Source organism: Halomonas sp. CSM-2 (genome assembly GCF_002119345.1).
Lineage (GTDB): Bacteria > Pseudomonadota > Gammaproteobacteria > Pseudomonadales > Halomonadaceae > Vreelandella > Vreelandella janggokensis.
Genome location: NZ_NBYR01000032.1, coordinates 1 through 22163, shown reverse-complemented (window position 1 = coordinate 22163; position 22163 = coordinate 1). Strand labels below are relative to the sequence as shown.

General features: G+C 53.8%; 25 protein-coding genes. 13 read left to right on the top strand and 12 right to left on the bottom strand.

Translation table 11 applies throughout. The annotated features are described in order from the left end of the window. Positions 1–548 precede the first annotated feature (548 nt). Entirely contained in the window at positions 549–1064 is a 516-nt protein-coding gene (locus B7L15_RS18610) for a cytochrome b (protein ID WP_085920393.1), read from the top strand. Between the two features lie 51 nt (positions 1065–1115). Here the strand turns inward: B7L15_RS18610 and B7L15_RS18605 are convergent, their stop codons facing one another. Continuing rightward, positions 1116–1562, bottom strand: a complete 447-nt coding sequence (locus B7L15_RS18605; RefSeq protein WP_085920392.1) for a DUF411 domain-containing protein — start codon at positions 1560–1562, stop codon at positions 1116–1118. 26 nt (positions 1563–1588) lie between these two features. After that, the gene (locus tag B7L15_RS19910; RefSeq protein ID WP_254902990.1) at positions 1589–1723 is read right to left on the bottom strand and encodes a hypothetical protein; all 135 of its coding nucleotides are present in this window, start codon (positions 1721–1723) and stop codon (positions 1589–1591) included. A 196-nt stretch (positions 1724–1919) separates the two neighbouring features. On the opposite strand from B7L15_RS19910, the gene B7L15_RS18600 reads away from it, so the two are divergent. The 9 genes from B7L15_RS18600 to B7L15_RS18560 all read left to right on the top strand — a co-directional run bounded on the left by B7L15_RS18600 (position 1920) and on the right by B7L15_RS18560 (position 10597). Next, complete coding sequence (locus tag B7L15_RS18600) at positions 1920–2423, top strand: cupredoxin domain-containing protein (RefSeq protein ID WP_085920391.1); 504 nt, start codon at positions 1920–1922, stop codon at positions 2421–2423. Positions 2424–2438: 15 nt separating this feature from the next. After that, complete coding sequence (locus B7L15_RS18595) at positions 2439–3104, top strand: response regulator transcription factor (RefSeq protein WP_085920390.1); 666 nt, start codon at positions 2439–2441, stop codon at positions 3102–3104. Further along, positions 3091–4425 carry an ATP-binding protein gene (locus tag B7L15_RS18590; RefSeq protein ID WP_085920389.1) on the top strand — a complete coding sequence of 445 codons (1335 nt, stop codon included), beginning with the start codon at positions 3091–3093 and terminating at the stop codon, positions 4423–4425. The genes B7L15_RS18595 and B7L15_RS18590 overlap by 14 nt, the downstream gene beginning before the upstream one ends. 69 nt (positions 4426–4494) lie before the next feature. Continuing rightward, a complete protein-coding gene (locus B7L15_RS18585) occupies positions 4495–6327 on the top strand; it encodes a copper resistance system multicopper oxidase (RefSeq protein ID WP_085920388.1) in 1833 nt (610 codons plus the stop codon). Between the two features lie 9 nt (positions 6328–6336). Continuing rightward, positions 6337–7107, top strand: coding sequence for a copper resistance protein B (locus B7L15_RS18580; RefSeq protein ID WP_085920387.1), 771 nt, complete (start codon positions 6337–6339; stop codon positions 7105–7107). Positions 7108–7241: 134 nt separating this feature from the next. Further along, on the top strand, positions 7242–7658 hold the full coding sequence (locus tag B7L15_RS18575) for a hypothetical protein (RefSeq protein ID WP_085920386.1): 417 nt from the start codon (positions 7242–7244) through the stop codon (positions 7656–7658). A 194-nt stretch (positions 7659–7852) separates the two neighbouring features. Beyond that, entirely contained in the window at positions 7853–8611 is a 759-nt protein-coding gene (locus B7L15_RS18570; RefSeq protein ID WP_085920385.1) for a glutaredoxin family protein, read from the top strand. A 164-nt stretch (positions 8612–8775) separates the two neighbouring features. After that, on the top strand, positions 8776–10113 hold the full coding sequence (locus tag B7L15_RS18565) for an APC family permease (protein WP_085920384.1): 1338 nt from the start codon (positions 8776–8778) through the stop codon (positions 10111–10113). 25 nt (positions 10114–10138) lie between these two features. Next, positions 10139–10597 carry an ATPase gene (locus B7L15_RS18560; protein WP_085920383.1) on the top strand — a complete coding sequence of 153 codons (459 nt, stop codon included), beginning with the start codon at positions 10139–10141 and terminating at the stop codon, positions 10595–10597. A gap of 67 nt (positions 10598–10664) precedes the next feature. Here B7L15_RS18560 and B7L15_RS18555 read toward each other — a convergent pair whose 3' ends face one another. The 3 genes from B7L15_RS18555 to B7L15_RS18545 all read right to left on the bottom strand — a co-directional run bounded on the left by B7L15_RS18555 (position 10665) and on the right by B7L15_RS18545 (position 12597). Next, positions 10665–11420, bottom strand: a complete 756-nt coding sequence (locus B7L15_RS18555) for a hypothetical protein (RefSeq protein ID WP_085920382.1) — start codon at positions 11418–11420, stop codon at positions 10665–10667. 16 nt (positions 11421–11436) lie between these two features. Next, positions 11437–12171 (bottom strand): HupE/UreJ family protein, encoded by a 735-nt coding sequence (locus tag B7L15_RS18550; protein WP_085920381.1) that lies wholly within the window; start codon positions 12169–12171, stop codon positions 11437–11439. A 183-nt stretch (positions 12172–12354) separates the two neighbouring features. Then, the gene (locus tag B7L15_RS18545; protein ID WP_085920380.1) at positions 12355–12597 is read right to left on the bottom strand and encodes a hypothetical protein; all 243 of its coding nucleotides are present in this window, start codon (positions 12595–12597) and stop codon (positions 12355–12357) included. 126 nt (positions 12598–12723) lie between these two features. Here B7L15_RS18545 and B7L15_RS18540 point away from each other — a divergent pair, with 126 nt between their 5' ends. Both B7L15_RS18540 and B7L15_RS18535 read left to right on the top strand, forming a co-directional pair. Continuing rightward, complete coding sequence (locus B7L15_RS18540) at positions 12724–13011, top strand: metal-sensing transcriptional repressor (RefSeq protein ID WP_085920379.1); 288 nt, start codon at positions 12724–12726, stop codon at positions 13009–13011. A 33-nt stretch (positions 13012–13044) separates the two neighbouring features. Then, entirely contained in the window at positions 13045–14415 is a 1371-nt protein-coding gene (locus tag B7L15_RS18535; RefSeq protein WP_085920378.1) for an MFS transporter, read from the top strand. Positions 14416–14779: 364 nt separating this feature from the next. Here the strand turns inward: B7L15_RS18535 and B7L15_RS18530 are convergent, their stop codons facing one another. The 6 genes from B7L15_RS18530 to B7L15_RS18505 form a co-directional block, all read right to left on the bottom strand. Next, a complete protein-coding gene (locus tag B7L15_RS18530; RefSeq protein WP_085920377.1) occupies positions 14780–15823 on the bottom strand; it encodes a L,D-transpeptidase family protein in 1044 nt (347 codons plus the stop codon). Between the two features lie 53 nt (positions 15824–15876). Beyond that, positions 15877–17409 carry an apolipoprotein N-acyltransferase gene (gene lnt, locus B7L15_RS18525; RefSeq protein WP_085920376.1) on the bottom strand — a complete coding sequence of 511 codons (1533 nt, stop codon included), beginning with the start codon at positions 17407–17409 and terminating at the stop codon, positions 15877–15879. Positions 17410–17413: 4 nt separating this feature from the next. Beyond that, positions 17414–17917 (bottom strand): signal peptidase II, encoded by a 504-nt coding sequence (gene lspA, locus B7L15_RS18520; protein WP_085920375.1) that lies wholly within the window; start codon positions 17915–17917, stop codon positions 17414–17416. Next, entirely contained in the window at positions 17914–19530 is a 1617-nt protein-coding gene (locus tag B7L15_RS18515; RefSeq protein WP_254902989.1) for a heavy metal translocating P-type ATPase, read from the bottom strand. Before B7L15_RS18515 ends, lspA begins: the two co-directional genes overlap by 4 nt. Then, positions 19514–20275, bottom strand: a complete 762-nt coding sequence (locus tag B7L15_RS18510) for a ZIP family metal transporter (RefSeq protein WP_232774881.1) — start codon at positions 20273–20275, stop codon at positions 19514–19516. Before B7L15_RS18510 ends, B7L15_RS18515 begins: the two co-directional genes overlap by 17 nt. A 141-nt stretch (positions 20276–20416) precedes the next feature. Continuing rightward, positions 20417–21313, bottom strand: coding sequence for a cation transporter (locus B7L15_RS18505; RefSeq protein WP_085920394.1), 897 nt, complete (start codon positions 21311–21313; stop codon positions 20417–20419). A gap of 98 nt (positions 21314–21411) precedes the next feature. Between B7L15_RS18505 and cadR the strand changes: the two genes are divergently transcribed. After that, the gene (gene cadR / locus B7L15_RS18500) at positions 21412–21819 is read left to right on the top strand and encodes a Cd(II)/Pb(II)-responsive transcriptional regulator (RefSeq protein ID WP_085920374.1); all 408 of its coding nucleotides are present in this window, start codon (positions 21412–21414) and stop codon (positions 21817–21819) included. Between the two features lie 159 nt (positions 21820–21978). On the opposite strand, the gene B7L15_RS18495 is transcribed toward cadR, so the two are convergent. After that, positions 21979–22163, bottom strand: a 185-nt coding sequence (locus B7L15_RS18495; RefSeq protein WP_139839403.1) for an IS3 family transposase, incomplete at its 5' end; no start/stop codon positions are given.

The following is a 22163-nucleotide window of genomic DNA, read 5'->3' as shown; positions in this document are numbered from 1 at the left end:
GTGCGGCTCTCGTGATTCACAAGGCACGGCAGATCATCCTCGACKTCGGGCAGGATATCGGGCGCATGACGGTGCTCAAGACGCTGCGGAGCCGACTGCGTTGTCCACGAGGAACGCCATGCTGACCGTCAATCGGCGACACTCTATCCACAAGCAGTTCCAAGCGACACGCGATCGCCAGATATGTCGTGCCTGGCGGGTGGAAAGGCATGACAAAACGGGCCGTCAGCACCGATCAGCACGGTGGGTTTTGGCAATAACGGGCTTGCGAAAGCCAACTTGCACGGGGCGAATGATCAAAAAGTGCTCGCTGGCGGTGATAGGGAAAGTGTCGGCGCCGGCTTCACGGATTCAGGAGTTCTTTTAAGGTTCTGTTCAGGTTTATGACATATGGTTTCCTGCATCTTCAGATTAGGAAATTGTATGAAATACAAAATGTATGTTGTTAACAGCTTGGCGGTATCGTCTTTCCATCGCCCAATCCCTTACCTACCGCCGTCCCTTGGGTGTTGTCATCTCCAACGCAAGTATCAGCGGGGTTAATTTGGATGGCTATTAACGACTCACAGAAATATTACGGCTCGGTTAGCCGCCTGCTACATTGGATAACCGCGCTGCTGGTGACATTACAGCTCGCTAGTGCTTATATGAACAACTGGCAGCCGGGTAATGCATTCAGCCAATTATTTCAGCCTTGGCATGCCACTGTGGGCTTTATGATTTTAGCGCTTGTTGGGCTGCGAATTGTTTGGCTGCTTTTTCAAATACGCAATCGCCCTCCGCATCAAGGTAAGGCGGTGCTGATAGGCCATCTATCTATTTATGCCTTATTGGTTGCGGCCCCAGTGAGTGGTTTACTACAAGGTTTTGGAATTCGGTTATTTGATCATTTGGTTTCCAAGGGAATTGGCACACCCTTTGCAGAAGCCTCGCAAGCAATACATGGCCCCATTGCTTATTTGCTGACCGTACTCATTGCAGGACATGTGTTCATGGCTTTATTCCACCACTGGGTTCATCGCGATGGCACGTTGTACCGCATGGTAGGGCAGGCAAAGAGTTAATCCATGATGTTGTGCTATTAGGCCGCGAGCAGGTACCGCCTGCTCGCGTCATTAAGGCTCAAGTGTCATGAATGGCTCATCTTCCTGATCGGTAAAGCTATAAACCTCGTAGGGCTCCTGCTGTGGCCCAGGCATGCCCGGCGTACCAATCGGCATACCGGCCAAGCCAATGCCGTCAATGTCAGGCTGGTCTTCAAATAGCTTGGTGATGGCTTCCATCGGTACGTGGCCCTCAATCCAGTACTCGCCAATACCAATGGTATGACATGAGCCCAGTCCGTGTGGTACCCCGGCCCGCTGCTTGATCTCGCCAAGCTCAGCATCGTCCACAATGGTGACATCTACGCCCTGCTCTTCCAGGTGGCGAGCGTATTCATTGCAGCAGCCGCATTGAGGGTTTTTGTACATCGTTGCTTCATCAGGCAGTCCTGCCTGGGCGGCTGTTGCCCCCAGCAATAGCGAGCCTGACACCAATAGTGAAGTGGTTTTTAGGTTCATAAGCGTATCCTCTATTAATGAAAGAACTAATTGGCGCGGCTGAACAGGTATTTGATGAGTGAGGCAATGCTCAATCCTACGAGTAACAGAAGCATGAAGGGCATTAACCAGGCTAACCAGCCCATTGAGGCCATTACTGCAAAACAGTCTGCGTTCATCATGGTGGTCTCCTGACAATAGCGTGATGTTTAAAACCACTGAAAGCTTACGACCTATGGGTTACCCCTGGGTCAAGCCATGCCACCCTGCGGAAAAAGAAAGTTTGCTACAGATCATTTTTTTCTGGGCGAGTTCAGGCTCGTTTAAGGTTGGCGACGTATAAAGAACGAGTCACACTCACCTTGGAGGCAAATGACTATGCGCAAGACCCATCTTACATCCAGCTTATTAGCTCTTTCACTGAGTATACTTGCCGGCGCTGCCTGGGCGGGACCTGGACACGGCGGCGGCGAAAGCGACCTTAGCGATGCTGATGCTGAGCGCACGATTAGCATCGACGCAGGCGATATGTGGTTCGACCCTGATGAGCTGGAAATGGCCGCCGGAGAGATCGTGAAATTTGAAATTACCAACACTGGCAGTATTGAGCATGAGTTCGTGATCGGCAGCAAGGAAGCCCAAGAAGCACATCGTAAAATGATGCAAGAAATGGCAGGTGGCGAAGGCCATGATATGTCCAACATGTCAGAAGGCGAAGGTCACGATATGTCTGATGGTAGCAGCATGGCAGCCGTCACTATTGCCGCCGGTGAAACCGAATCTCTACTATGGCGAGTTCCCGATAATGCTGACGAGTTAGAGTACGCCTGCAACATCCCCGGCCACTATGAATCCGGCATGTACGGTAATTTTTCTTTCTAAGCAGACCTTTTACCAATGAAACTGTTGCTATTAGAAGACGATGACTTGCTGGCCGAAAGCTTGGCAGAGAGTCTAAAAGACAACGGTTACCTGGTCGACGTGGCCCCCACTGTTAAGGCGGCCACGTCGTTCATGGCCACCGAAGAATACGCGCTTGCCATTCTCGATATTGGGCTGCCCGATGGCTCGGGGCTTGAGCTGCTCGCCCATTGGCGTAAGCAGAAACGTGCCACTCCTATTTTGATACTCACCGCGCGCGACACCTGGGAAGACAAGGTGGTTGGCTTGGAAACTGGCGCCGATGATTACCTGACCAAACCCTTCCACGAAGCCGAGCTGATGGCTCGCCTAAAGGCACTGCTGCGCAGGCAGTCTGGCCAGTTATCCCAAGTCATCACACTGAACGGGGTGTCTCTGGACGAAGCCGGTCAGCGCGTTTGCCGTGAAGACACCCCATGGCGTTCGCTGACTGCCACCGAGTTTCGGCTGCTGCGCTACCTGATGCACCACCCGGACCGCATTCACTCCAAGGAGCGCTTGCTGGAACAGCTTTACGCGTTGGAGCAAGACGCCCCCGCACCCAATCTGGTTGAGGTATACGTGGCTCGCCTGCGCCGGTATCTTGGCAAGCCAATCATCCAGACGCGCCGCGGCCAGGGATACGTTTTTGTTTCACGTTAATAAACGCAGCTTACAGTTTCGCCTGCTCGCCTGGCTGGGCGGTGTCGCGCTGCTGGTAGTCGGCCTGACCTGGCTACTGCACGGCGTATTCCTGCAAAATCTTGCCAAGGACTTTCTGGGCGAGCGCCTCAAGCGTGAAGCCGACCACGCGGTCGCACAGCTCGAACAAGACCGCCTGGCGGTTCCCACATCGCTAGCCTCGACAAGCGAAGCCTACCAGGTCTTTCATCACCTTTACGTGCTGCGCCTCAACGGAGAGATCAGCGCCTCAGACCCAGTCTGGCAACGACAACTTGCCCCACTACTTAACGGAAAAGGGGATGCACTGATCGAGGTAACGCGCGGCGAGCGACACTTATTGGTGTATCGCCAGCATTTCGAATGGCAAGGCGCCAACGGCGTGTTGCTGATTGGTGAGGATTTTTCCCAAGTCGAAGCAGGCCTAGCTACTTTGCACTGGTGGGTGGGCGGCATCGCTGCGGGCATGCTCGCGGTGCTGGTCACGCTCAATATGCTGGCCGTCAATCGCGGATTAAGGCCGCTTTGGCAACTGCGTTATCAATTGGAAGCATTGCAAGCGGGCGACCGCCAGCGCCTCTCGCTAAAAGCGCCCGACGAACTCGACGCGCTTGTTGCCCAGCTTAACCGCTTTATGGACGACATTGACCTGCGCCTTAAACGCTCACGTGAGTCGGTCGCTAACCTTTCCCACGCGCTGAAAACCCCGTTGGCCGCCGTTACCCAAGTACTAAGCGGCAACCGACCGATTGATGAAAACCGCCGACGGAAATTGCTGATGCGCATCGAGGACATCAACGCCCAGCTGGATGCTGAGCTGCGCCGTGCACGCATCGCAGGTCCTCATGCGGGTCGCATGACCCACCTGACCCGTGACAGTCAACGTCTGATGGAGATGTTTCGTAGCCTCTACTCTGAACAGTTGTTCGAGCTGACGCAGGCGATTGACGCGCGCGACCAAGTGCCGATCGATGCCCACGATTACGCCGAAATACTGGGCATCGTGCTGGATAACGCTGGCAAATGGGCCACCAGCGAGATTCGCTGCCACATTAGCACCTCATCAGACGCACTGACTTTAACGATTGACGATGACGGCCCCGGCGTTGCCGAAAGCGATATGGTGCGCCTCGGCGAGCGTGGCACCCGACTGGATGAGCACCACCCTGGCTATGGCCTGGGACTAGCTATTCTCTCACAGCTGGTAGCGCGTTATCACGGTCGCTGCCAGTTTGAGCACAGCCCGTTGGGTGGCCTTCGGGTCATCACCACATTGCCAATGACAGGCGTCACCTCCGCTTAACTGCTTTTTCAGCGTTGATTCAGCTTTCTCCCCCAAGATGATGTCATTCATCAGCGATGGGAGTTTTACATGACGCGTTCGGACATCATCACCCACCCACTTTCACGCCGCCAGGTGTTGAAAGGTAGCGCGGCACTTGGATTGGGTTCCGCCGCAGCGATGGGCTTAAGCCCCGCCTGGGCTAACCCTTGGGGACGCACAAATGTCTATTCAAAGGGCGTGGAAGAGGGGCCTAATGTGTCGCTGGCTATCCGACGCGAATCCATCCCGATTAATGGAAAAGAGGCTCGCCCGATTAGCCTCAACGGTACCAGTCCCGGCCCGCTGATACGCCTTAAGGAAGGTCAGGACGCTGTATTACGTGTCACCAACCTGCTCGACGAACCCACCTCAATCCACTGGCATGGCTTGATTCTACCGCCGGGCATGGACGGTGTACCGGGCGTCAGTTTTGCCGGTATTGAGCCAGGCCAAACCTTTACTTATCGTTTTCCTGTCCGTCAGAACGGCACTTATTGGTACCACAGCCATTCCGGCCTGCAGGAACAGCTTGGTCATGCCGGGCCGTTAATTATCGACGCCGCCGAGCGTGAACCCTTTCGCTACGACCGCGAGCACGTGCTGTTGCTGACCGACTGGACCTTTGAAGAGCCCATGTCGGTGTTTCGCAATCTCAAAACCATGGAAGGTTATTACAACTTTCAGGAACGCACGATTGCCGACTTCTTCGCCGACATACGCCAAAACGGCTTCGCCCAAACGGCCGAAATGCGCAGCATGTGGGCCAAGATGCGCATGAGCTCGCGGGATATCGCCGACGTAACCGGCAGCACCTACACCTACCTGCTCAACGGCCATTCTCCCGAGGAAAACTGGAACGCGCTGTTCAAGCCAGGCGAGCGTGTGCGCTTGCGGGTGATTAACGGCTCGGCAATGTCCTACTTCGATGTGCGCATCCCTGGCCTCAAGATGACCGTGGTGGCCGCCGACGGCCAGCCGGTGCAGCCCGTTCCCGTCGATGAGTTCCGCATCGGCGTTGCCGAAACCTACGATGTGGTGGTCGCACCCGAAGATGATCAGGCCTACACCATCTTCGCTGAGTCGATGGACCGCAGCGGCTACGCCCGCGCCACGCTGGCGCCGCGCGAAGGCATGCAGGCGGAGATCCCCAAGCGCCGTCAGATTGCCGACCGCGGCATGGAAGCCATGGGCGCTCACGGCATGGGGGGGATGGGCGGCATGGATCATTCCGGCATGTCGAATATGCAGGGGATGGATAACGCTAATATGGAGGAAATGGATCACTCGAGCATGTCAAACATGGGTGGGATGGATCATTCCAGCATGGAAGGCATGGACCATTCGGGCATGGGAGGTATGGCCAGCGAGCAGCGCAAAACACGCGAAAACGGCATGCTGGCGGCTGGTGAAGTACAGCCAGGCTCCCGCTACGGCCAGGCAGGTATTGGTATTGATCCCAACGAGCGGCGTGTGCTGGTTTATCGCGATCTGAAATCTTTCACTCCCTGGCCCGACCGTCGCGAACCCGGCCGTGAGCTTGAATTGCACCTTACCGGCAACATGGAGCGCTACATGTGGTCGTTCGACGGCCAGAAGTTCAGCGAGGTTTCCGGCCCTATTCACTTCGAAAAAGACGAACGCCTGCGCCTGATCCTGATCAACGACACCATGATGGAACATCCTATCCACCTCCACGGCATGTGGATGGAGCTGGAAAACGGCCAGGGTGAATTGATACCGCGCAAACACACCCTAAATGTGAAGCCCGGCGAGCGCGTGTCTGCGCTGATCACTGCGGACGCCGAGGGCAGTTGGGCGTTCCACTGCCACCTCCTCTACCACATGGATGCTGGCATGTTCCGCGTTGTTCAGGTTTCTTAAGGAGACAGTATGAAAATTAAGCGCTACGTAACCCTCGCCAGTGCCGCCCTTGGCATGACCGTCGCAACGGGCTCCCAAGCCGAAGACGGCTATGCGGCACCAGACAGTTGGCCCGCGCCCACTAAGGAACATAATATGGGCATGGCACTGTTTGACCGGCTTGAATACACCGTTCCCGACAAAGGTCAAGACGCCGTGGTATGGGACTTTCAAGGCTGGTACGGCGGTGACATTAACCGCGTTTACCTTAAATCGGAAGGCGAAAACGTTCAGGGTGACGGCGAAGATGCTGAGTTTGAGTCCCTAGAACTCCTCTATAGTCGCTTAGTGGCTGATTTTTGGGAGTTACAGGGGGGGATTGGTTACCAAGGCGGTGTCTTCTCCGATGATCACGCCGAACGTACTTATGGGGTGTTGGGCCTACAGGGAGTGATACCTTATGGCATCGAAACCGATGTTGCCATGCAAGTGAGTGAAGATGGTGATGTCGCCGCCAGTTTTGAAGGCGAATACGATCTGCGCCTAACACAGCGACTCTACCTACAGCCGCGCACCGAAATTGCCGTAGCCGCCAGCGAAGTTGAAGAATTTGGCGTGGGTGAAGGGCTTAACTCGGTGCGCGCTGGCCTGCGACTAGGCTATGAAGTGACTCGTCGTTTCGCCCCCTACATTGGTGCTTATTGGGAGAAAGAGTATGGCGATACAGCCGACCTTTCACGGGCCAGTGGCGACAATACGGAAGATACTGGGGTGGTTGCCGGTGTTAAACTGATGTTTTAGCGAACTCTGAACATAGATATTTTTTTAACGTCACCCAGTGGTGGCGTTTTTTTTTATTTTTTATTTTTAAATTCAGCTTCATTTCAAAAAAGCCATCTAATATAACCATGTCATCAACCAGAGGAGTAACCACCATGAAAGTTAAATCAATTATCTTTGGGTCGCTTGTAGCCAGCATCCTTTCAACACCTGCATTGGCTAACTATGGGACAAACAACCAGGATCTACCTCTACTTGAAAGAGGCGTCTCTTCTACACAATTACTTGCCCAAGGCCAATCAAAAAGTTTCAGTATTAACATTCAAGAAGCGACTACGCTGAAGGTAGCAAGCGAGCACTTCCCAGGCGCAACCAGCGCTGGCAACCGTATCTCTGCTGTGCTTTATAATGCAGCAGGACAGCAGGTAGCAGAAGCATCCAGCCCACGTGGTCACTTTGAATTGGTCCGCCAACTGCAGCCAGGCAATTATCAACTTGAAGTGACAGGCAATGCACTAGGAGGCACTAAAGAAAGTGACAACAATCGCTATGAATTACATGTTGACTATTAATATATAGTCACTAACTTAAGATATGGGCCATTCTTTATGATGGCCCTTTTTATTTAACATATATTTCTCTCGCTGAAAAAAAATTTTAACCATAGCTAGAATTATCAAAATAAAGGAGTAGCTATACTTGCCTGAGTGCTGCACAAAGGTTCTATGATTTTTTTAAATACCATGTTCTTAGCGAAGGAAAATCAATGCCAATATCAACACCCACTGCCTCAGCACGGGTTTACCGGATGAAAACCGCCGAGCATATGTGCCCGTTCGGTTTGAAGACAGTTGATCTTCTCAAGCGCAAGGGCTTTAAGGTTGACGACCATACCTTAACGTCTCGTGATGAAATCGATGCTTTCAAAGAACAGGAAAACGTCGATACGACGCCCCAAGTGTATATCGGTGATCAACGCATAGGTGGGTACGAAGAGCTACGCAAACATCTGGGAATGAGCGTTCCTAATGCAAAAAAAACCACTTATAGGCCAGTAATTGCTATTTTTGCTACTGCGCTGCTGATTGGCTTGGCGATTAGCTGGGCTACTCAGGGCACGCTGTTTACTGCGCGCATGCCGGAGTATGCCGTGGCCACGGCGATGGTGCTGCTCGGCCTGCAGAAGCTACAGGATGTCGAAAGTTTCAGTAGTATGTTTTTGAATTACGACCTATTGGCCCAGCGCTATGTCCCCTATAGCTATCTTTACCCCTATGCCGAGACAGTTGCAGGCATTTTAATGCTGGCCGGAACATTGGTGTGGCTGGCAGCGCCACTGGCGCTATTTGTTGGCACGGTGGGGGCAATCTCCGTCTTTAAAGCCGTCTATATCGACAAGCGTGAGCTTAAGTGTGCTTGCGTCGGCGGTAACAGCAATGTGCCGCTGGGCTTTGTATCGTTAACCGAGAATCTGGTAATGATCGCCATGGGGCTGTGGATGCCATTACGTATGCTGGTAGGTTAAGCCCGCCACTTTCTTACGCCAAAGCATGCTCTGGGTCAGATAATTAACTGGCATATATTCAGGTTGTGTTCAGCTAATTCAACCAGACTTGTTTAGCACTTATCCGACGCTTGCCTGAGGCGAAAAACCTGAACGCTTTGGGCTTCATTCCTAGGAGTGTTTGTATGGCTGACCAGGATAGAAAGCCAAAGTACGAAGAAGGGAGCCTCTCTCTCATCGGTGCCGTAGCGCTAGGCACGGGGGTCATGATCGGGGCGGGTATTTTTGCCTTAACTGGACAGATGGCAGAAATGACCGGCCCTCTATTTCCCCTAGCTTTTTTAGCCGCCGCGATGATTGTTTCTTGTAGCGCTTACTCTTATGTCAAAATGTCCAATACCTACCCATCCGCCGGGGGGATTGGCATGTATCTGCAAAAAGCGTATGGGTCAACGCTCCCTACCGCTTTCCATGCGCTATTGATGTATTTTTCCATGGTCATTGCGCAGAGCTTTTTAGCGAGAACGTTCGGTTCTTACACTCTGGAGCTATTTGAGCTAGGCGATCGCACTCTGTTTGTTCCACTGCTTGGTGTGGGCTTGTTGCTAGCGGCTTTTTTGATCAATTTATCTGCCAATAAGTTGATCGAGACAGTCGCCTCAGTGCTGGGTTTCATAAAAATTGGTGGCATCATCGTGTTTGGTGTTGTCGGTGTTTTTATTGCCGATTCTATCGACATGGGGACTGGTGGGGATGCGCCCCCCCCCACTCTCTCAGGTTTCTTGGGCGCGACGGCATTGGGTATTTTGGCTTTCAAAGGTTTCACGACCATTACCAATAGCGGTTCGGAGCTGAAAAATCCAAAGCGCAACCTGGGCAAGGCCATCATGATCTCAATCGCGCTGTGCGTGGTGATATATGCGCTTGTAGGCTTTGCCGTTGCCAGTAACCTATCGCTATCCGAGATTATCGAAACTCAAGATTACTCCCTGGCGGCTGCCGCCCGCCCCGCGCTGGGTGAAGCCGCGGTTGGCTTTACCGTCATCCTCGCCATGCTGGCCACTGCGGGCGGGATTATTGCCAGCGTCTTTGCCGTTTCTCGCATGCTCGCCATGCTTACAGAAATGAAACTGGTACCGCATCGCCATTTCCACATGCCCGGTAGCCTGCAAAAACATACGTTGGTCTACACGATCGTGCTCGGCTTGGTGCTGACCGCCTTCTTTGACCTTAGCCGAATCGCGGCGCTCGGCATTATTTTTTACCTGATCATGGATATCGCCATCCATTGGGGAGTTTTGCGCCATCTCAGGAAAAGCGTGGGCGCTAACGCGATTATTCCGACCATTGCCATCCTGTTAGATGTCCTTGTACTGGGTGGTTTTGTTTGGGTAAAAGCTATTGCCGACCCACTGGTACTTATCGTTGCCGTTACAGTGATGGCCGCGCTGCTAATCGGCGAGTGGCTATTTCTTGCTAACAGCAACAGCTCAACCGACAGCCACCACACGCACTCTCATTAATCACAGCGGCACAAGGAGCAAATGAATGGAGATTAAAACGTTTGGCGATCTAATCGATTGGACACGACAATTACATGCCCATCTTGCCGAGTGTTTGGCTCACTGCGCGAATCAGCACGAGGAAGAACGCGCGCAAATGCTGCTTAACTATCTGTCTCTTCATGAGGCAGAGATGCAGCGTGTAATTGCTAGCTTTGAAGGGACCGCAAGCGTTAACGTGCTTCATACTTATGTCTACGATTACCTCTCTCATCAGCCTATTCGCAGCCACCGAACCTGCGATGCGCCCTATTCCACGCTAGGAGCTGATGCTATCTGCAAAGAAGTACTGGATTTCCATGATCAAGCCATCAGTTTATATCGCAGCCTGATCGGCAGAGCCGAAATCCGAGAAGCCAAGGAACTGCTGGAAACACTTCTCGATTTAGAGGAGCACGAGGCTATGCGTCTATCTCGGCAAACTGAAAGAATGCACGATATCTAATAGAATAGTACATCTAAAAAAATGCCCCACTGCCTAGCTGCACAGTGGGGCATTGGTTATTAACGGCTTACATCATACGTTTAAGCTCGCCATAATCACCTTTAATACGCAGCTTAACGGTTACCTCCTGTTCATTTCGGTTACGGAAGAACCAGCCATGGTTCCCCGTAAAGGCAGCTTCCAATTCCCCCTCATCCTCAGGAACGCCACGTCCTTTTTCGTAGCTGATGGAATTACCACCGCCATCACCGTGGGTGTCAAAATTGACTGGCCCGCCTTCAGATGACCAAGCAAAGGTCGCAATAGAGCCTTCATCCATCGTCAACTTGTACTCGGTGCCCTCTCCGGGAGCAAGCGAGAAGCTTACTTCTTCACGCCACGCTGGCTCAGACGATATCTCGCCTTCGGTGAGTGTCGTATCAGAAGTGACATTGGCCACATCATCACTCGCTTCGAGCTGAGCCTCGTGCGACGTCTCATCAGCGGAAGGTGCCGATGCCACCTGTTCCTCAGCCGGTTCAGGGCTTTCATTTACCTCTTCGACAATGCGTATTTCAGCGGGCTGGTTGGTTTGCTCGGGGCCTTGTGCCGAGTTGGCGTTGGCTTGGTCAAGCTCGGCTTCCTCCGCAAGTTGGTTCTTGATTTCGCCCATTTGGGTCAATCCCAACAGACGGCCGGCCCCGATGGGGTCAATCGCGTATTCCGAAGGCAACACAACGGTAACCAATAAAACGCCCGCGATCACAGCGGCGAGCATGGTAGAGCGCAGCAACTTGGCCGTAGAGGGCAGTTCAGCGCGGCTTGGCATATCAGTGTTATACATATAAAAACTCCGAGATTTAGGAAACCATCAGGCCGGTTAATTGATAGCCCACCAATAGGAAACCAGCACTCATCATCGCCACGTTGGCGGTGTAAGCGTGGCGCAGAAAGCCATCCGTGCGTCGCCAGAATCCCATGACGATCAGGATGGCGCTCAGGGCCAGCAACTGGCCGATTTCCACTCCAACGTTGAAGGCCAACAGGTTAGGTAGAAGGCCGTTGGAGGCGATCTCGTACTCGATGATTTTGGTCGAAAGCCCAAAACCGTGGAAAAACCCAAATACCAGCGTCGCCACTTTGGTGTTGGGTTGAAAACCAAACCAACGCTGATAGGCACCCAGGTTATCCAGCGCTTTGTACACCACTGAGAGCCCAATAATGGCGTCAATAAGGTAGCTGTTAATGCCAATATCGAAGTACACCCCCAGCAGCATGGTGGTGGAGTGACCAATGGCAAACAGGCTGACGTAAATGGCAATGTGCTGCATGCGGTAGAGGAAAAACACTACCCCTAGCAGAAACAGCAGATGGTCGTAGCCCGTCACCATGTGTTTGGCACCGAGATACATAAACGATATCAGGTGAACGCCGTATATCTCCTGAATATATCCCTTGTCGCCTTCGGCGACCGCATGGGCCAGGACATCCCCACTGGTGCTCAACAGCACCAACAATAACGTTATGACAGGCAGGTAACATCGCCGTGCCTTTCCAGACACATCGCACGTCCCACCTTGTATAGATGGCAACATATAGCCTCCAAGTATTTTTTAATCCATCAGGGCTACCCGGCGGGCAACCGACGCTATACCGCGATGGATCAACGTGGAGGGCGTTCCAGGCGGAACATGCGGCGCAACGGGGAGCCACCCCGCTCGCCCAATCGAAGGGAGCTTGCCAGTATCGGCTCGGGCAAGGGGCTCATCGCCAGTCGATCAGCCGATTCGTGAGTGACTGCCGCCATCTACATGCAGCGGGCTGTATTCTGCTGCCTGCTCGTGGCCCTCTGCATGGTGGCTGCTGGGTTGGTGACTAACAGCACCATGCGAATGGCCTGTGTCAGCAGCGGTTTCCGGCCCGTGGGCCAGGGCTTCTCCCACGCCAGACTCAACCAGCCCCTGCATGACCAACAGCAGTAATAGTAGGCAACCAAGGCGGTGTCGTACGTAAAGGAGCATAAAAACTACCCACATTTAATCGGTAACCGGCGTGCATCCTCAGCCATTGAACCGCTACTGCTGGCAATCACACGACGAATAGCCTAGCATCCCCTCCAGGGGGATGGGAACAAATAAGAGGAAAATATGACAACGTCTAACCACCAAACAACGCACCAGACGCACCCAGATATCATCAAGCGCCTGAACCGCGCACGCGGACATCTGCAAAGCGTGACTCAGATGATAGAGGACAGCCGCGCCTGCCTGGACATTGCTCAGCAGCTGCACGCCGTCGAAAAGGCCATTCAACAGGCCAAAAAAACCTTGGTGCAAGACCATATCGACCACTGCATGGAGGAGGCGATAGGTCCCTTAACGGCGACTCAGCGTGAGCACGTCAGGGATTTTAAGGCCATCGCCCGCTACCTGTGAATGCATCTAAGCCCTCTCATTGAGGAGCGATCTATGATCGGTGTACTCGCCCATCGCGTCTATCGCCATCTCTTTTTCGCTCAGGTCATTGCACTGATTGGCACCGGTCTGAGCACCGTTGCCCTAGCGTTACTGGCTCATGATCTTGCTGGAGGGCAGGCGGGTGTCGTATTAGGCACAGCGCTGGCAATTAAGATGGTCGCCTACGTGGGCATTGCGCCACTGGTGGGTGCTTACGCCTCACGCCTGCCACGACGCATGTTGTTGGTTAGCCTCGACTTGCTGCGTGCAGCCGTGGTTTGCGCACTGCCTTTCGTTACAGAAGTGTGGCAAATCTATTTGCTAATCTTTCTACTCAATGCTTGCTCTGCAGCCTTCACGCCCGTTTTCCAGGCGACAATACCGGACATCCTAGAAGACGAAGATCAGTACACGCGAGCATTATCCCTGTCACGTCTTGCCTACGATTTAGAGAACCTGCTTAGCCCGATGGTGGCAGCCGCATTGCTGATGGTGATGAGTTTTGATGTCCTGTTTGTACTCAACGCCCTGGCGTTCGTGATCTCAGCTTCCTTGGTTATATCTGTGATGTTGCCTGAGTCACAACCACTAGAAGAAATTCCCGGCGTTTGGCGTCGCGTTTCTCACGGCTTACGGATTTATCTAAAAACACCTCGTCTGAGGGGGCTGTTGGCATTGAACTTGGCGGTCTCAGCCGCCGGAGCGATGCAGATCGTCAATACGGTCGTGCTTGTGCGCTCTATGTTGGGACTTGGCGAGAAAGAAGTAGCTTTGGCCTTTTCTGCCGCAGGCGGGGGCTCCATGCTGGTGGCCTTACTGCTACCCAAGATACTGGACCGAGTGACAGAAAGACCAGTCATGCTGCTAGGTGGCGTTATGATGGCACTCAGTCTCTACCTGGGCTGGCTGGGACCATCGTTTGCGGGGCTTGTCGGGCTATGGTTACTGATGGGCGCAGGGGCTTCATTAATCATGACGCCCACCGGTCGCTTGCTTAAGCGCTCATGCCAGCCGGAAGATCGTCCTGCGCTGTTTGCTGCCCAGTTTTCGTTGTCACACAGCTGTTGGCTGCTCACTTATCCGTTGGCTGGCTGGCTGGGGGTGAACCTGGGACTGACGGAAACGTTCGTTTTGCTCGGGACATTGGCTTTAACCGCGACAGGGCTTGCGATGCTTGCTTGGCCTCGTCGTGACCCAAGAGAGATTGCGCATGAGCACTCGCCTATAGATCATAGCCATCTTCACTATCACGATGAACACCATCAACACGATCATGAAGGGTGGGAGGGGCCGGAACCTCATCGCCATCCCCACCATCATCCCAGAAATGTGCATCGGCACATATTTGTCATTGATAACCACCATACACGATGGCCTTCGTGACACATTAAGGCTGACAAGTTAATAGCTGCCTATTAGGTGAAATCACCACGAGTGATGCCTACTTTATTGAAGGTTTTCATCACAGCAGCTTCGCAATATAGATTGTCCTTAATTAGGGTTATGGCGCTTGAACGTATGGGTCTCCCTGGATAGTGGCCAGCAGATTTTTGGATGAGACATGCCCAATCATCATGCCAATTTAAGGTTTAGAAGGACGGCATCATAGCTGAGTGAAACGGAACGCCTAATCTAAAAAATGCACCTTATGAAAAGCACAAGTTGAAATGAGTCTCCCCATCTCATTGACAGGGGACTGCTTTTCTCAACCTACATATCAGCGCTCAATGGACCTCTTGTGTGAATGTCACGACCGCTGAGATAAGGGCAAAACCAACTCTTTATAAATGTCTTCGATACTCCCCTCTTCTATGCCGCTACTTTGTGGTTCCTGCTCTTGCTTCGGATTGAGAGGTGTTATAAGCCCGCTGGACGATGCCAGTACGGTGCTGAGCTGCTCATAATCGATGGTTATATTATCGACATTGTATTGGTTGAGACGTGTCATGGTGTCTGACAGTGCGGCCATGCTGTGCTCTTCTTCTCCAAGCGGCGGAAATGCTTGAATCAGCGTCTGTCCGTCTTCCCAACCGATTTTAATAGGCTGATTGATGATGTTGACTTGGGTGCCGGGAGGAATGCGGTCAAATATAGATTCGATGTCTTTGGGTAACATGCGAATACAGCCTCGGCTTGCGCGCATGCCAATCCCGTCTGGCTGATTGGTACCATGAATCAAATAGCCATCGAAGCCTAGGATGATGGCATGGTCTCCTAACGGATTATCGGGGCCGGGCGGCACAACGCTTGGCGCGGTTTCGCCGCGTGCTTCCGCTTCGCGTTTTACCGACTCAGGCGGGTACCAGGCAGGATTTTTAATATTCATTGTGGTCTCGGTCACACCGAGAGGAGTATCAAAGCCTTCGCGACCAATGCCAATAGGATAGGTCTCAACGCGCGGTGTCTCACCGTTTTTGACATCTGGGTAGTAGTAAAGCCGCAGCTCGGCGATATTGATGACGATCCCAGTACGCTCGACATTCGGCAGAATGAAACGTCCTGGAATAGTTACTTCCGTGCCCACCCCTGGTACCCAGATGCTGACCTCTGGATTTGCCCGGGTCATCTCCAAATAGCCAAGGTTGTGACGCCTGGCAATATCTATCAAGGTATCGTCGTAATCCTTCACGACGAAGGTGTCAGCCTCGCCGATAATATTGCCTTCCTCAGGTAGCGGGTAGTGCCCATTGGGCCATTCCGTCTCCTGGGTAGTGGCGGGTTGTGCCGCGATGGCGACAGGGAGCCATGCCAAAGATGAAACCATCACACTCATGATGAAGCCCATCTGCATTGGCGATCGGAGGAGTCTCTTAAGTATTGCTGCGTTATTTACCGAGAGCATCGCTAGGTTCCTTTTTCATCTAATGCGTCGTTTTTTGATCGAGATAAGTTAAGTGGTAATCCGAGCAGCGTCAGCAAGGCAGCGAGTATCCAAGCGGGCCCGCTACCGGTGCGTGCGAAAGGAGTTAGGCCCTGCATCGGGGTCACCTCGCCAGTTAAACTGGCCTGTTCAAACTGTGGGGCACGGGCTGTGACGTGACCTTGTGAATCGATGATGGCCGTCACGCCATTACTGGTAGCTCGAAGTAGGTGACGACCATTTTCAAGGGCACGTAGACGCGCCATTTGAAGATGTTGGTGTGGGCCAATGGAGCGCCCAAACCACGTATCGTTGGAAACCGTTAATAGCAGCTCGGCATTACGCGCCTGTTGGGCGACATGGTCGGCAAAAATGATCTCGTAACAGATGGCAGTGCCAATGGTAGTTCCAGCCACGTGTAACGGAGCCTGTACGTCTGACCCAGGGGTCAGGCGGGGTGCTGGCAAGTCGAAAAAAGCAAGGGTGTCAGCGAGGAGGCTTTGGAATGGCAAATACTCGCCAAAGGGTACTAAGTGCGCTTTCTGGTATTCGCCTTGCACATCATTTAGCCCTATGACGCTGTTATAAGAGCGCCCTTCACCATCGCGTTGCAAAATGCCAGTTAACAAGGCGGTGTCAGGCCCCAGGTCTGACGCTACTTGCTCAAGTATTCGCTGTGCTTCCTGCTCAAGCATGGGAAGGGCTGCCTCGGGCCAAACGATGAGATCGATATCCTTTGCTTGCTCCCGTGTCATCGCCGTGTAGATACTGATCGCCTCGCGCTGCCCTTGTGCAGTCCACTTAATGCGCTGATCAAGATTCCCTTGCAGCAATGCCACCTGGATGGGCTTGCCAGCCGGGGTTGTCCATTGGGCGGGCAATAGGAATGGAACGATCCACAGGCCAGCCATTGGGACGAGAAAAACCCAGCGGCGACGCAGTACCTCTACCCCTAACGTGCCTGTCAGCGCGGTAATGAGTGACAGCAAGTACACACCACCAACGGGCGCCCATGGGGCTAATGGAGAATCTATCTGAGAGGTGCCTAACAATAACCAGGGGAAGCCGGTGAACAACCAGGTGCGTAGCCATTCGCTCATCACCCACATACCGGCAAAGCTAAGAAAGGCTAACCGTGGCCCCGCGATGCGTCGATAGAGCCCAAAGGGGATTGCAAAGAAGAGCGCCAGAGCGCTGACAAAAAGAGTGGTGAGGAGCATCGCCACCAAGGCCCCGGTGCCACCGAAATCGTGAATAGCAACGAAGACCCACGATGTGCCAGAACCGAACAGGCCTACCCCATAGCACCACCCACGCAGGGTGGCCATGGCGGGCGTTAGCGACTGTATCTTCCAATAGACCAGTGCCACGGCCACTGGGCCAAGCCACCATAGGGAAAAGGGGGCGGCACTCAAGGTGGTCAATACCCCAGCGGCGAGCGCTACAACGCAATCGACTATTGGTGAAAGTCGCCCAGCAAAAAGCGTATATTTTTTTTCTTGATCGAGCGAATCCATATCGTTACTCAGTGCGCTTAAAAGCAGGACGCTCACGCCATAACGCCACTGCGTATATCATTACACCTATCAATAACGCGATATCGGCCATGTTAAAGGCGGGCCAATGCCATTCGCCCCAGTAAACGTCCAGATAGTCGACGACGTACCCACGCGCTAAGCGATCAACGGTATTACCGAGTGCGCCGCCAAGAATCAAACTGTACGCACAGGCCTCCAAGCGCGGCAGGGGTTTGCATAGCTGCACGAGCAATACGACGATGACCACCAACGCTAAACCAAGAAAGAGGTAGCGCTGCCAACCACCTGCCTCCGCGAGAAAGCTAAAAGCGGCTCCTGTATTACCGGTGTATACCCAGTTAAAAAACGGCGTTAGCGGGATGACTTGGCCAAACGACATCTGGGCATGCACGATTTCTTTGACAAGTTGATCGGCTAGAGCCATCACGCAAGCGAGTGTGAACCATGGCCAACGACGTGAAGGACTATCGTTTGGCGCTGTTCTCATGACGTTGTTTTTCCTTGAGACAGGCCTGTCAACGCGGTATTGGGCGAAAAGCGGTAACCCAGCAGTCGCATGGCGTTCAACGTCACCAGAACGGTAGCACCGGTATCGGCCATCACCGCAATCCACATACCGGTAATACCCAGAGCCGTCGTGACTAGGAAAATGGCTTTTAAGCCAAGGGCGAGAACAACGTTGGTTTTCACATTGCGCAGCGTGGCACGAGAGAGGTCTATCAGCTCAGCGATGCCGGTAACGCGGTTCTTGAGCAAGGCTGCATCGGCGGTTTCCAACGCCACATCCGTGCCGCCCCCCATGGCGATACCGACATCGGCTGCCGCGAGCGCCGGTGCATCGTTGATGCCATCACCTACTTTACCGATGGGGCCACGGCCTGCCGCTTGCCAGTCTCGAACATAGGCTGCCTTGTCTTCAGGCATCAGTTCGCCGTACGCTTCAATGCCTAAGCGACCCCCAGTGGCAGCGACGGTGCGGGCATTATCACCGCTGAGCATGACCGCCTGTACGCCTAAACGCGATAGCGCCGCTAGGCCTTCAAGGGCATCTTCGCGTGGCTCATCGCGAACAGCGATCAAGCCCAACAAACGCTCGCCTTCGACGAGGAGAGCGAGGCTCTTGCCGGCTTCTTCTAACGCGACAATCCGAGCACTGAGACTTTCATCAAGGATGACCTGCTCGTGAAGGTGACGAGGCGTTATTAAGCTCAGCTCGCGACCCTCCACCCGGCCTGAGACACCGCGCCCCGCCAAAGCACGACTGCCAGTGACGGTGGGGAGGTTTAGGCCTGACTGTCGGGCATGCTCAACGATAGCCATGGCGATAGGGTGACTGGAATCTCGCTCTATCGCAGCGGCGAGCCGCAATACGCTGTTATCGTCTTCCTCAGCGATCCAAGACTCCACATCTGTGACTCTTGGGGTACCCGCAGTGAGGGTGCCCGTTTTATCTAATGCCACCAAGCGAAGCTTACCTAACTGTTCAAGAACGGCTCCCCCTTTGATCAGTAGGCCGCGCCGAGCGCCCGCCGAGAGGCCTGCGGCGATGGCGGCTGGGGTGGAAATGACTAACGCGCAGGGGCATGCGATTAACAGCAATGCTAACGCACGGTAAATCGACTCCGACCATGCCATGGTCGATACCAGCGGTGGCACTATCGCCATCAGGAGGGCGAGTAAGACGACGGCGGGCATATAGTAATACGCAAAACGATCAATGAAGCGTGCTATCGGTGCCTTGGCGGCCTGTGCTTCTTCAACTAGGCGAATAACGCGTGCGATCGTATTGTCATCAGCGCCTCGTGTTACCTCCACTTCCAGGGCGGCATCAAGATTCACTGTGCCAGCAAAAATGTCATCACCAGGCGCTCGCGAACGGGGGATGGACTCGCCGTTTACCGGCGACTCGTCAAGGTCGGACGTGCCCACCAGGATGCGTCCATCGCAAGGAACGCGATCACCGGGCCGCACCAGCACACGCTGACCGGGTTTAAGTGAATATTTCTGTCCACGACTAGGTGCACCGTAAACAGGGGCTGCTTCGTGGGCCAGCACGACAGGGGCTTTATTGGAGAGCTGTACATTAGCCTTGTGACACAACCCCTTCCAAGCCTGCCGATACCAGAACGAACAGGACAAAGCCGCCTATGAAGGCCAGCGGCGAGACGTGGGTATCTTCTCCGCTCTCATGAGCCTCGGATATCATGTCCTCGATGGCAGCGACCGTGAGAAGGCCTGCCGTGAACGTCAATGCCGCTAGCTTGAACGCTTCCGGTAGGTCCCTGAGCACGAAATAAGCGAAGATGGCTGCCGAGAGTACGGGAACCGCCAAGGAGGCAGAGATCAGCAAGCGCTTGCTGCGGGGAATTCCTTTGTCTTTCATGTTGGCGATCATCGCGAACCCCTCAGGGCCATCCGCGAGCACCTGCCCCGCCGCCAGTATTATCGCGACCGACGGTGAGACCGCCGACCCCGCCCCGATCAGGAGGCCATCGCTGAACAGGTCGATGGACACGGCGATATAGATCATCCAGACACTCGTCTGACTGCCTTCTTTCTGCTGACCTTGCCGCTTCTGGAGACTCTCAACGAGCTTCTCAAGGCCTACGTAAACAATGCCACCCAGCGCGAAAGCGAGGGCGATTAGCCAGGCTGAAAGGCTCTCCAGCACACGTGGCATGATTTCCACCGCCACCACCGCAATGACGAGGCCGGCAGCACCGTGAAGGGCGTAATTGAGACGGCGCCCTGTCGTTCGGGAGGCCTCCGCAGCAAGCCCGCCGCTGAAGTTTCCCAACGCGGGCAACAGCGCCAAGCCGAGTACCAGCCAAATACTATCCATCATCTTCCTTCCTTGGTAGATTCCTAGATACGCTGCCTTACTAGTTCCGGACCTCACGCTACTCGTAGTCGTTCAGGCCTAGCGCACTTGTACAGCCACTTCGATTAAGTGTCCCAGGCATCGATAGCTGCATACCGTGCAGCCTTATGCCTTGAGCGCTAGGATGCGCCGGGCGCCGTTGAGGACGATCAGGCCCACGATGGTACCGATAATCAGGTCAGGGTAGCTAGACCCCGTCCAGGCGACCAAGGCACCGGCGGTGATGACGCCCATATTGATCAACACATCATTGGCCGAGAATATCCAGCTTGCCTTCATATGCGCGCCGCCCTCGCGGTGCTTGTATATCAACAGCAGACAACCGGTATTGGCGATCAACGCGACGAAGGCGATGGCCATCATCATCAGTGATTCGGGCTCACTGCCGAATACAAAGCGTCGCACCACCTCGACGAGCACGCCGATAGCCAAAATCAGTTGCAGTACCCCAGCCAGATGCGCGGCACGTACCTGCATCTTCGCACTGTGCCCTACGGCATAGAGGGCCAGGCCATAGACAGCTGCATCGGCAAACATGTCCAGGGAATCAGCGATCAAGCCGGTAGACTGGGCGATCAGGCCAGCAGTCATTTCCACCACGAACATGAGCGCATTGATGCCGAGCAACACGCGCAGGGTGCCAGACTCCTGCGTCGCAGAAGCCGCCGAGCTCTCAGCGGCCCTAATTGTCTCTGGGTCGGCAATGACAGTTTCCTGAAGAGAAGCACCTAGCCCCAAGGTTGCCAGTTTCGCGGTAATGGGCTCAGCCTCACCATCATGCAAGACCTCCAACCGGCGGTTCGACAAGTCAAATGACAGCGTTTGAATCTCATCAAAGCCATTCAGCGCCAAGCGGATCATCCGTTCTTCTGAAGGACAATCCATCTTCGGCACGGCATACACACTGACATACTTCCCTGACGCTTCGGAGAAGACCGGCATATCGGTATCCGTTGCAGACGTTGCGTCGCAGCCACATGGGCCTCCACAGGTTTTACGCACGGTACGGCTCCAGTTAGCCAACATAGTTTGTCATCATTTAAAACTATATAGTCACTATAAGGTCAATAGGACAGATGATCCGTTAAGGAGTAAGCCTGATGCGCATTGGTCAGTTAGCCCAGATAGCGGGTATCGACACGCAGACGATCCGCTTCTATGAAAAACAGGGCCTGTTGCCGCTGCCAGACCGCCAGCAGAATGGTTACCGCATTTATAACGAGAAGCATGGTGAGCGGCTTGCCTTTATCCGTCACTGTCGAATCCTTGATCTGTCACTGACAGAGATTCGCGAGCTACAACGCTATCAGGACGACCCTCACCAGCCGTGTACTGCCGTCAACGCAATGCTGGATGAGCACATCTCTCATGTGCAATCGCAGATAACCGCTCTGCAAACGCTTGAGAAACATCTCATTTCACTGCGAGCATGTTGCAATGATGATCGAGAAATTGAAGCGTGTGGCGTTCTTGCCGGAATTAGCGAAGGAAATATGTACTCACAGTAGGCTCAAGCATCAACCAGATATTCCGATGAGAGGTCGGTTTGCCTCACTCTCATGCAAAGGTGACACCCACCATTTAATCCACTTATCTAAATTTTATTGCTCGTTAAGTGAAATCAGAACGTAAATAGAAGCCGTACCGATTGAATCGCCCCGAGTATTCTAGACACCCGTCAGGCTCTGGAAATAGCGACGTTCATATTCGACCGGCGACAGGTTGTCGGTCGTGCCATGGCGCCGTCTCGGGTTATAAAACATTTCGATGTAATTGAACACATCGCGCCTGGCAGCCTCCCGTGTTGGGTATATCTGCCGTTTAATTCGCTCACGTTTGAGGAGCTGAAAGA